The organism is Streptomyces sp. NPDC056734, assembly GCF_042790455.1.
Classification (GTDB): Bacteria; Actinomycetota; Actinomycetes; order Streptomycetales; family Streptomycetaceae; genus Streptomyces.
This window is the reverse complement of record NZ_JBHTZD010000011.1, coordinates 60746-71221: the sequence shown is the minus strand read 5'-3', so window position 1 is coordinate 71221 and position 10476 is coordinate 60746. Positions and strand designations below refer to the sequence as shown.

General features: G+C 72.1%; 10 protein-coding genes and 1 pseudogene. 4 read left to right on the top strand and 7 right to left on the bottom strand.

What is annotated here, in order from left to right:
- Positions 1–143: 143 nt before the first annotated feature.
- From ACFRFC_RS18440 to ACFRFC_RS18430, 3 genes are read right to left on the bottom strand one after another with little or no spacing between them, the layout of a single operon-like run.
- Positions 144–1640, bottom strand: coding sequence for a tripartite tricarboxylate transporter permease (locus tag ACFRFC_RS18440; protein WP_382688018.1), 1497 nt, complete (start codon positions 1638–1640; stop codon positions 144–146).
- A 1-nt stretch (position 1641) separates the two neighbouring features.
- Positions 1642–2190, bottom strand: a complete 549-nt coding sequence (locus ACFRFC_RS18435; RefSeq protein WP_382688015.1) for a tripartite tricarboxylate transporter TctB family protein — start codon at positions 2188–2190, stop codon at positions 1642–1644.
- The gene (locus ACFRFC_RS18430) at positions 2187–3182 is read right to left on the bottom strand and encodes a Bug family tripartite tricarboxylate transporter substrate binding protein (protein WP_382688354.1); all 996 of its coding nucleotides are present in this window, start codon (positions 3180–3182) and stop codon (positions 2187–2189) included. Before ACFRFC_RS18430 ends, ACFRFC_RS18435 begins: the two co-directional genes overlap by 4 nt.
- A gap of 389 nt (positions 3183–3571) precedes the next feature.
- Between ACFRFC_RS18430 and ACFRFC_RS18425 the strand changes: the two genes are divergently transcribed.
- Positions 3572–5308, top strand: a complete 1737-nt coding sequence (locus tag ACFRFC_RS18425; protein WP_382688013.1) for an ATP-binding protein — start codon at positions 3572–3574, stop codon at positions 5306–5308.
- Complete coding sequence (locus ACFRFC_RS18420) at positions 5305–6006, top strand: response regulator (RefSeq protein ID WP_382688010.1); 702 nt, start codon at positions 5305–5307, stop codon at positions 6004–6006. Before ACFRFC_RS18425 ends, ACFRFC_RS18420 begins: the two co-directional genes overlap by 4 nt.
- 67 nt (positions 6007–6073) lie before the next feature.
- Here ACFRFC_RS18420 and ACFRFC_RS18415 read toward each other — a convergent pair whose 3' ends face one another.
- On the bottom strand, positions 6074–6538 hold the full coding sequence (locus ACFRFC_RS18415; RefSeq protein ID WP_382688007.1) for a flavodoxin family protein: 465 nt from the start codon (positions 6536–6538) through the stop codon (positions 6074–6076).
- A gap of 126 nt (positions 6539–6664) precedes the next feature.
- Here ACFRFC_RS18415 and ACFRFC_RS18410 point away from each other — a divergent pair, with 126 nt between their 5' ends.
- Positions 6665–7303 carry a class I SAM-dependent methyltransferase gene (locus ACFRFC_RS18410; protein WP_382688004.1) on the top strand — a complete coding sequence of 213 codons (639 nt, stop codon included), beginning with the start codon at positions 6665–6667 and terminating at the stop codon, positions 7301–7303.
- A gap of 63 nt (positions 7304–7366) precedes the next feature.
- On the opposite strand, the gene ACFRFC_RS18405 is transcribed toward ACFRFC_RS18410, so the two are convergent.
- The 3 genes from ACFRFC_RS18405 to ACFRFC_RS18395 form a co-directional block, all read right to left on the bottom strand.
- The gene (locus tag ACFRFC_RS18405; RefSeq protein WP_382688002.1) at positions 7367–7879 is read right to left on the bottom strand and encodes a GNAT family N-acetyltransferase; all 513 of its coding nucleotides are present in this window, start codon (positions 7877–7879) and stop codon (positions 7367–7369) included.
- Positions 7880–7937: 58 nt separating this feature from the next.
- Entirely contained in the window at positions 7938–9236 is a 1299-nt protein-coding gene (locus ACFRFC_RS18400) for a phosphodiester glycosidase family protein (protein WP_382687999.1), read from the bottom strand.
- 105 nt (positions 9237–9341) lie between these two features.
- Positions 9342–9959: a lipoprotein gene (locus ACFRFC_RS18395; protein WP_382687996.1), complete on the bottom strand. Its 618-nt coding sequence runs from the start codon at positions 9957–9959 to the stop codon at positions 9342–9344.
- Positions 9960–10096: 137 nt separating this feature from the next.
- On the opposite strand from ACFRFC_RS18395, the pseudogene ACFRFC_RS18390 reads away from it, so the two are divergent.
- Positions 10097–10468: pseudogene (locus ACFRFC_RS18390) on the top strand (amino acid transporter); the annotation flags it as partial.
- Between the last annotated feature and the right edge of the window lie 8 nt (positions 10469–10476).

Below are 10476 nucleotides of genomic sequence, written 5' to 3'. Positions count from 1 at the left end.
CCTGTTTCTATAACCCGCCGCTCTGGGCGATTGTGAGTTCGCCAATAAGCCCGCAACCCCCGTTCACAAAACCCCGGTGCCAAACCGGGCTGTCGGCCCGGCACCCCCTCCAACACGGGGTGACCGTGGCCGACAGACCGGGCTCAGGACCGCGCCGCCCTCCCCCGCCACGGGATCCGCTTCAGCAGCGGCCACGCCAGCAGCAGCACGATCACCGCATACACGGTCACCGAGAACGGTGTGTTCACCAGCCCGCCGACACTCCCGTCGCTGATCTGGAGCGCGCGGCGCAGTTGTTGCTCGGCGTTGGGGCCGAGGATCACGGCGATGATGGCGGGCAGCACCGGCAGCCCGTAGCGCCGCATGCCGAAGCCGATCAGGCCGATGAGCAGCAGGATCACCAGGTCGATGACCTCGCCGCCGACCGCGTAGGCGCCGACCGCCGCGAAGAACAGGATGCCCGCGTAGAGGTAGGGCCGCGGGATGCGCAGCAGCTTCGCCCAGACCGGCGCGAGCGGCAGGTTGAGGGCGAGGAGCAGCACCATGCCGACGAAGAGGGAGGCGATCAGGCCCCACACCAGGTCGGGTTCGCGTTCGAAGAGCAGCGGGCCGGGCTGGATGCCGTACTGCTGGAAGGCGGCCAGCATGACGGCGGCGACGGCCGTGGTGGGCAGGCCCAGGGTCAGCATCGAGACCAGGGTGCCGGCCGCCGAGGCGGACGCGGCGGACTCGGGTCCGGCGACGCCCTCGATGGCGCCCTTGCCCCATTCGTCCTTGTGCTTGGACAGGCGCTTCTCGGTGACATAGGAGAGGAAGGTGGGGATCTCGGCGCCGCCCGCGGGGATGGCGCCGAAGGGGAAGCCTATGAACGGGCCGCGCGCCCATGCCTTCCAGGTGCGGCGGACGTCCTTCTTGCCGAGCCAGGGGCGGCCGACGGGGATCGGCTCGGGCGGTCTGCGCCGCAGATGGGCGGCGACCCACAGGGCCTCGCCGATCGCGAAGAGCCCGACCGCGACGATCACCACGTCGATGCCGTCGGCGAGTTGCAGCGAGCCGAAGGTGAGCCGCTGCTGGCCGGTCATCTGGTCGAGCCCGACGAGGCCGATGGTGAGGCCGATCAGCAGGGAGGCTAGGCCGCGGATGCGGGAGGAGCCGAGGACGGAGGTCACCGCGATGAAGGCGAGGACCATGATGGCGAAGTAGTCGGGCGCGCCGATGTCGACGGCGAGTTCGGCGACCGCCGGGGCGAGCGCCACCAGCAGGATCGTGCCGACCATGCCGCCCGCGAAGTGCCCGATGGCGGCGGCGGCGAGGGCTTGGGCGCCGCGGCCGGACTTGGCCATCGGATTGCCCTCCATCGCGGCGACCACGGCCGCGCTCTCACCTGGGGTGTTGAGCAGGATGGAGGTGGTCGAGCCGCCGAACATCGCGCCGTAGTAGATACCGGCGAACATGATGAACGCGCCGATCGGTTCGAGTCCGTACGTCACCGGCAGCAGCAGGGCGACGGCCATGGCCGGGCCGATCCCCGGGAGGACACCGATGGCGGTGCCGAGGAGCACACCGAGGGCGGCCCACAGCAGGTTCATCGGCGTCAGGGCGGTCCCGAAGCCGTCCAGCAGGGAGTTGAGGGCGTCCATCTCAGAGCACTCCCATCAGCGGACCGCCGGGCAGGGGTACCCCGAGCAGGTCGTTGAACAGCACGTAGGTGACGAGGGACAGGCCCGCGGCGATCAGCGGGTCGCGGTCGAGGCGGCGGCTGCCGAGGGCGTAGGCCGCGCCCCAGAACAGCAGGGCCCCGGCGATGGGGAAGCCGAGCGGTTCGATGAGGACGGCGGTGGCCAGGAACACCCCGGCGAGCAGCAGGACGGTACGCCAGTCGGCGGGTTCGGAGAGGTCGACGTCCTCGCCGGTCTCGGCCTGGCCCCGGCCGCCGCGCAGTACGTCGGCGGCGAGCAGGGCGGCGATGAGCAGCAAGCCGATGCCGACGGCGATGGGCACCGTCCTGGGGCCGACGGGTCCGCGCTGGGTGATGTCGACGTCCATGGTGAGGGCGTCGGTCAGCACCAGGATGCCGAGCGCCAGCAGCAGGACGCAGACGCCGAGTTCGGAGTAGTCGCGCCACCAGGAGCGGCGGTCGGCGGCGGGCCCGTCGGGCGCCGGGGTGGCGTCGGTGGTCGGTGTCGTCACAGTCCCAGCTCCTTCAGCACGGAGACCACGCGCTTGTCCTGGGCGTCCAGGAAGGCGCCGAACTCGTCGCCGGTCAGGAAGGCGTCGTCCCAGCCGTTCTGCTGCATGGACTTCTGCCACTGCGGGGAGTCGTGCAGTTCCTCGACGAGGCGGACGAGCTTGTCGCGTTCGGCGTCGGAGAGGCCGGGCGGGGCGACGATGCCGCGCCAGTTGGTGAAGTTCACGTCGTAGCCGGCCTCCATGAGGGTGGGCGCGTCGAGCCCGTCCACCCGTTCGGGGCCGGTGACGGCGAGCAGCCGCAGTTCGCCCGCCTTGATCTGGTCGAGGTACTCGCCGACGCCGGACACCCCGAAGCCGACCTTGTTGCCGAGGATGGAGGCGAGGAGTTCGCCGCCGCCGTCGAAGGGGATGTAGTTGACGTCCTTCGGGGCGATCCCGGCGGCCTGGGCCATCAGCATCGGGGCGAGATGGTCGGGGCCGCCGGGTGAGGACCCGCCGCCGACCGGCAGTTTGCCTGGGTCGGCCTTCCACGCCTCGACCAGGTCGTCGATGGTCCGGTACGGGGAGTCCTTGGCGACCACCACGACGTCCTGCTCCTCGGTGAGGCGGGCGATCGGGGTGGTGTCGGCGAGGGTCTTGGGCGCGTCGTTGGAGCGGACCGCGCCGACCACGCCGAGCCCCATCGACATCGCGAGCTTGCCGTTGCCGTGCTCGCTGACCAGCCGGGTCAGTCCGACGGTGCCGCCCGCGCCGGGGAGGTTGAACACCTCGATGCCGGAGGTGAGCCCGGCGTCCTCGGCGTTCTTCGCTGCGGTGCGGGCCGTGATGTCGTACCCGCCTCCGGGCGTGTTGGGGACCATGAAGCGCAGGCCCGGGATCTGGGTGCCGGTCTCGGCGCCGCTGCCGGTGGTCAGCAGCGGCGGCCCGAGCAGGACGAGCACGGCGGCCCCGAGCAGGGCGAGGGGAGTGCGCAGGGGAGTGCGCAGGCGCACGAATGCCACCACCTGTCGGTTACATGGGTGTGGAATTCACATACGTGGGTGCGGATTCACACAGACGGAAGAAGAAGCCCTGTGGGGAGGGGTGAGCGGCCCTTGGGGGAGGGTGACGTGGACCACATGTTGCACTGGCGTAAACACGGTGTCTCGCTTGCGGAACCAACGGAGGTTTTGGTCTTTGTGACAACGGGCCCGGCCGGGCTGCGGTCACCAGGGCCCGGCCGGACCAGGCCCGCGGCCACATGCATCCGGCCCAGCCCGTCACCCCCCGTTACCAACCGGTGCCTTTCCCCCGGCCCGCTTGGCGGCCATCATGAGGCGACCCCGCACCGGACGACCCCGCACAGGACGACCCCGCACAGGACGATGAGGTTGACCCCGCCATGGCCGCCACTTTCCGCCGTCAGACCCTCGCGGGCGAGATGCTGGTGCTTCAGCTCGCCATCGTGGTGATGGTGCTGCTGGCGGTCGCGGCCGTCTCGCTCGCCCAGTCGGAGGCGACGTTCGACCGGGTCGAGGGCCGACGGGTCACCGCGCTCGCCGAGCAGCTCGCCGCGACCCCGCTGGTGCGCGGCCAGCTGGAACAGCCGCTGCTGCCGCGCGAGGCGCTGGCCCCGCTGGTGAACTCCACCCGGACCCAGTCCGGGGTGACCTCGGTGACGATCGCCGACGGCAACGGGCTGATCGTCAGCTCGACCGACCCGACGGTGATCGGTGAGCCGCTGCCGCGGGCGGCGGGCGCCGGGGCGGAGCCGGACCGGGGCTGGTCGGGCGAGCTGAGCCTGGGCGACAGCCGGGAGCGGGTGGCGCAGGTGCCGGTGCTCGGGGAGCAGGAGGGCAGCGTCGGCCGGGTGCTGGGCACGGTGATGATCGGCGAGGAGTCCCCGACGGTCTGGCAGCGGCTGAACAACGCCTCCTCGTATCTGATCGCCTATCTCGGGATCGCCAGCGGTCTCGGCCTCGCCGGTTCCTGGCTGCTCGCCCGGCGCGTCAAACGGCAGACGCTGGGCCTGGAGCCCCGGGAGATCGCCGGGCTGGCCGAGCACCGGGAGGCCATGCTGTACGGGCTCGCCGAGGGGGTGGTCGCGCTCGATCCGCAGCACCGGCTGACGCTGGTCAACGACGTGGGGCGGCGGCTGCTCGACCTGCCCGCGGACTGCGAGGGGCGGGGGCTGGACGCGCTCGGCATCGACGGCCGGCTGCGCGATGTGCTGACCGGCGGCCGGGAGAACGGGACGGTGACCGGAGGACGGGAGAACGGGACGGTCACCGGCGGACGGGACCGGGCGGCGGACGGGCGGGACGACGCGGTGGACCGGCGGGACGAGGTCGTCATCCGGGGCGGCCGGGTGCTGGTGATGAACCGGATGACGGTCACCAAGGACGGCCGCCCGCTCGGCTCGGTCACCACCCTGCGCGACCGCACCGAACTGGCCCGCCTCGAACGGGAGATCGGCTCCTTCCGCAGTTCCTCGGAGCTGCTGCGGGCGCAGGCCCACGAGTTCGCCAACCAGCTGCACACCATCTCCGGGCTGATCCAGATCGGCGAGCAGGAGGAGGTGGTGCACTACATCCGGGCGCTCACCCTGCGCCGCCAGTCCCTGGACGTCATCCTCAGCCGCCGGGTCCGGGACACGGCGGTGGCGGCGCTGCTCACGGCCAAGTCGTCGCTCGCCGCCGAACGCCGGGTCAGTCTGCGCATCTCCGACGGCACCTCGCTGGGCCGGCTGGCCCCCGAGGACGCCGCCGATGTGGCGACCGTGGTGGGCAATCTGGTCGACAACGCCGTGGACGCCGCCGCCCCGTCCGGCGCCACCGCCGCCCAGGACGCCTGGGTCGAGGTCGGTATCCGCCAGGACGCCTCCGGGGTGGAGATCGTGGTACGGGACTCGGGGCCGGGCGTGGCGCCGGAGCTGGCCCGGGAGGTGTTCGAGCACGGCTTCACCACCAAGGTCGCCCGGGAGGGCGAGCGGGGCATCGGGCTGGCCCTGACCCGGCTGGTCTGCGAACGTCACGGCGGGGAGATCGCCGTGGCCAACACGCCGGAGGGCGCCAAGTTCACCGCGCGCATGACGGTCGGTCGCCTCAGCGCCGAGGTGACGGAAGGAGCGAGACCATGAGTGGGGCCGACGGGACGACGGGCCAGACCCTGGACGTCCTGGTGGTGGACGACGACTTCATGGTGGCCCGCGTCCACCGTGCCTTCGTGGAGCGGGTACCGCCCTTCCGGGTGGTCGGGGTGGCCAGTACGGGCGAGCAGGCGGTGACGGCCGTCGACGAGCACCGCCCCGATCTGGTCCTGCTCGATCTGTATCTCCCGGACGGGTTCGGCCTGGACGTCATCCCCCGGCTGCGCGCGGCGGGGCACGACTGCGACGTGATGGTGATCAGCGCGGCCCGGGAGGCCGACACGGTGCGCGGTGCCGTACGGCACGGGGTGGTCGACTATCTCCTCAAGCCGTTCGAGTTCGAGGATCTCCGCTCCCGCCTTGAGCGGTACGCGGCCCAGCGCGGGCGGCTGCTGACCACGGTGGTGCGCAGTCAGGCCGATGTGGACCGGGTCCTGTCGGGCGGGTCGGCTCCGGTGTCCGGCGGGCTGCCCAAGGGGATGAGCGTGGAGACGGCCGAGCTGATCGAACGCACCCTGCGCGACACCGACGGCACCCTCTCGGCGACCGAGTGCGCCACCCTGACGGGCGTGTCCCGGGTCAGCGCCCGCCGCTATCTGGAGTACTTCCACACCACGGGCACGGTGGAGGTGGCCCTGCGGTACGGGGCGGCGGGGCGGCCGGAGCGCCGTTACCGCTGGCGGGGCTGAGACCCGGCCGTACGGAGCCTCGGCCATCCGGGATCCGGTCATACGGGATCCGGTCATACGGATCCCCTCACGCGGAGTCCTGGTCCATCAGGCCCGCCGCCAGCGTGGCGCCCAGTTCCCAGCAGGACTCCAGGTCGGCCTTGACGGGCTCGCCGGTGACGGTCACCGGTTCGGCGGCCCGCCGCCAGCCCAGCCCGGTGGTGATGGCGTCGAGGGCGCGGGCGGCGCCGGTGACGTCGTTGCCGCCGTGGATCCAGTAGCCGAAGGGGCGGCCCCGGGTGCCGTCGAGGCAGGGGTAGTAGACCTGGTCGAGGAAATGCTTGAGGGCCCCGCTCATATAGCCGAGGTTCGCCGGGGTGCCGAGCAGATACCCGTCCGCCGCCAGCACGTCCGACGCGGTCGCGGCCAGCGCGGCCCGCCGTACCACGTGGACGTTCTCGATGTCGGGATCGGTCGCGCCGGAGACGACGGCCTCGAAGAGGGCCTGGCAGTTCGGGGAGGGCGTGTGATGCACGATCAGCAGGGTGGCCACGCAGGCACCCTGCCCCGCCGGGGCGACGGCGCGCAACCGGAGCCCGTTTCGCGCCCCCGCCCGCGTTGGAACGCTAGGTGCGGCGCGCACGCACCGGCGGCGCCCACCGGACGAAGGGACCCCACTGTGACCGACGCATCGCTCAGGCCGCCCGCCGCCGTGACGTTCGACGCGATCGGCGCCGCGTACCAGGACGCCTTCGCCGCGTCGGAGCCGCATCGCCGCTCGCTGGAGTGGCTGCTGGGGCGGCTGGCGCCGGGCAGCCGGGTGCTGGACGTGGGCAGCGGCACGGGACGGCCGACCGCCGAGACGCTCGCCGCCGCCGGGCATGACGTCCGGGGCATCGATGTCTCCCCGGTGATGGTGGAACTGGCCGCCCGGCAGGTGCCGAAGGCGACGTTCGTGTGCGCGGACGCCCGTGAGGTGGCGCTCCCCGAGGCCCATTACGACGCGGCCTGCGCCTACTTCTCGCTGCTCCAGATGAGCCAGGCCGAGCAGTCCGCGCTGATCGGGCGGATGGCGCGGGCGGTGAAGCCGTCGGGGCATCTGGTGCTCGCGACGGTGCCGCTGGAGGCCGAGGACGTCGAGGCGGTCTTCATGGGCCGGCCGGTCCGCGCGTCGAGCTTCTCCACGGAGCGGTTCGTGGCGCTGGCGACGGAGGCGGGGCTGACCGTGCTGGAGCGGGACGAGGTCCTGTTCACCCCGGCCCTCCCGGAGGCGGCTCCGGAGCCGGAGCTGTTCCTGTACTGCCGGCGGGAGGGGTGAGGCGGGGTTGCTGCCGTGACCGCCGGGAGAGGTGAACGCGCGAAGGCGTGACCGGGCAGCGGACTAGTCGGCCAGCTCGTCCGCCAGCAGATCCATCAGCAACCCGTCGTGCCAGCTGCCGTCCGGGCCACGCTCGTACTGCCGCATGACCCCGACCGGCCGGAAGCCGACCTTGGTGTAGCAGCGGATGGCGGGGGCGTTGTCGGCGGCCGGGTCGATGACCAGGCGGTGGAAGCCGAGGTCGCGCACGAGGTGGCGGGCCAGGGTGCGTACCGCGTCCGTGCCCAGCCCGGCGCCGTGCACCCCGGGGTCGAGGAAGATGTCGATGCCCGCGTGCCGGTAGTCGGGCTCGGTCTCCTCGTACCACTGGATCATCCCGGCGATCCGGTCCTGGTGGCGGACGGTCAGACAGTGGGTGGCGGGATCCGCCAGGTCCTTGGCGATCTCGGCCGCGAGGTCGGGGCCACCGCGCCAGCGCTCGGCGACCTCGGCGGTGGCACGGATGGCCGCGAGGGCGGGGATGTCGTCGGGTCCGGCCGTGCTCAGCACGACCCGGATGCCGTGAAGTTCGGTCACCCGGGTCACGCTAGGGCCTGCCGTGCCGGAAATGCCGGTGATTTTCCGGTGGTGGGGGTCAGCCCCGGTACGGCGCCTCAAAGAAGACCAGCGCGTCACCGACCAGCCGTTCCGTGCCGCCGCTGGGCCGGTTCACCAGTTCCCCTCGCACCGACAGGGTGCTGGAGCCGCCCCCGTCGAGGTTCACCGCGTCACGCAGGCCCAGCGCGTCGGCGACGGCGGCGGTCTCGTTCATCGTCGTACCGACACTGCTGGTCAGCCGGCCGTCGATGGTCGCCAGGACGATCTTCCCGTCCTGGGTGGTCCCGGCGATCGTGCGCGGGTTGCGGGCGAAGAAGCTGCCCGAGCCGGACGGTACGACGATCTCGCCGCCCTCGGTGAGCCGGTAGCGGCCGTTGACGCCGGACAGGCTCTCGCTCACCGGTACCCGCTTCCCGTCCTCGTCCGTGAGGTGCGAGGAGACGGTGAGGCAGCCGGTCCCGGCGACCTCCAGGAGCGTTGCCGTCTCCCGGCCGGTGGCCTGCAAGGACGTCTGGCCGGCGGCCAGTTCGGTGCCCCGGTCGCGCTCGGTGCGTACGACGCAGCCGCGCCGGTCGAGCACCACCTCGACGCCGGCGCCGGACGGGGTGGCGGCGGCGAACTCCGGCGTGAACCGGACGACGTCGCCGGGCGCGGTGCAGGCCGTCGGGTCGGGGAGCGTGGCGCACCCGGCCGGGACGACCGGCGGGTGGTTGAGGAACTCCAGGGGCAGGGTGGCGCCGCTCTGTTTGTTGCGGACTCCGCCCGACCAGGAGAGCTTGCCCATCAGCACCCGGTCGGTGCGGGCGTCGACCACGAACGAGGTCTCGGCGGGTTCGGTGGTCGGCTCGCTGAGCAGCCGTCCGCCGTAGAGGCCGAGCCCGACCGGGTCGCCGGGGTACTGCCGGCTGGCGGTGAAGGTGAAGAAGGAGGCGTTGACGCCCACGAGCGCGCCGGACTGCCGTACGAGCTCGGTGGTGCGCTCGGTCCGGGCGAGGTCGGGGCCGTAGGTCGCGGTGAGGTGGCCGTCCGTCCCGCGCGGGTCGATGGTCAGGACGTTGACCGCCCAGGGGCCCTTGGTCGTGGTGTTGATCTGGTCCGGCGGCGCGGGTTCGGTGCCCCGGACGATCGAGGTGAGGGTGACCCCGGGCGCGAGCGTCCGGCTGCTGCGGGTCTCCGCGAGGCCGGGGTCACCGAGCGGCAGCGTGCCCTGACCGGAGGGGCCCGCGGCGGCGGAGGCGTGCGCGGCCGGGGTGAGGAACAGGGACAGGGACAGTGCCGCCGCCGTGGCCGCGGCGGCACGGATCACCTGGGGTCTGTGCGGTCGGAAGGCAGTCATGCCGGTGAGCCTGAGCGCCGCAGACGACCGGCACCACAGGGTCAGTTGATTTCACGCCTTCCCGGAGGTGAACAACAACCCGTACGGCGCAGTCCGTTGCGTCGGTCAGTTTGTGATCCGCACGGTGCGCTTGGCGAGTTCGTACGCCGGGAGCATCGCCTCGTGCTCCTCCCGGTCCAGGCCGGAGACCTCGACGACGACGGGCCCGTCCGGGGTGATCAGCGCGAACGCCTGTTCCGGCTTGGGCTCGTCGTAGAACTCGCTCTCGACGCGGTACGTGACCTCGCCGGCCGGGACCCCGGCGGCGGTGAAGGAGGTGTACCGCTCCTCGATCGCCCCGGGCACGTCGGCGACGAAGGCGGACAGGACGGCCTGCGCGTCGTCGTCACCGGGTTCGCCGGTGTACACGCGGATGAAGCCGATGTTCCCGGCGGGCTTGGCGTCGATCTCACAGACGCCGGTGACCGTCCCGAGCTGGAGCAGTTCGATGAATTCCCCCATCCCCTCCACATCGACCGCGTCCGGCTCCCACTCCTCGGCGATGTCGAAGGTCAGCGGCAGCTCGCAGACCGAGCCGGGCGGGCCGACGGTGCCACCGGCGCGCACCTCGGCGGCCGGTGCCGCGCTCGCCGACGCCTCGCCCCCGTCACCCCCATCGCCTTCGCCGTCCCCACCGCCCGAGCATCCGGCCAGCACGATGGCCGCGACGGCCGTCGCGGCCATGGCTCTCCTCCCCACCCGAATCCCCACCCGTACGCGCACTGTTCGCTCTCCCTACCTTGATCAATCGAGGCGGGTCACTGTATTCGCGCGCGACCTTGCAATCAAAGGACAATGGCGACGGGCCCCCGGCCGACGGCATGCGCACCAAGGGCCTGAGCGGGAACTCCGTCGGTCTGGTGGGCAGCGCGGTCATCGGCATCTCCACCGTGGCCCCCGTCTACTGCCTCACCTCCACCCTCGGCTCCACCGCCGGGGAGGTCGGCCTCCAGATGCCCGCGGTGTTCCTCGCGGGCTTCCTGCCGATGCTGCTGGTCGCCTTCGCCTACCGCGAGCGGAACAGGGCGATGCCCGACTGCGGCACCTCCTTCACCTGGACGGTCAAGGGGTTCGGCCCCAAGGTCGGCCGGATGTGCGGCTGGGGTCTGGTGATGGCCACGGTGATCAGCTGCCGGGGCATGACGGCGACCAAGGGCGTGCAGTACACGCTGGTGGCGCTCCAGCTGGTGGTGGGACGAAA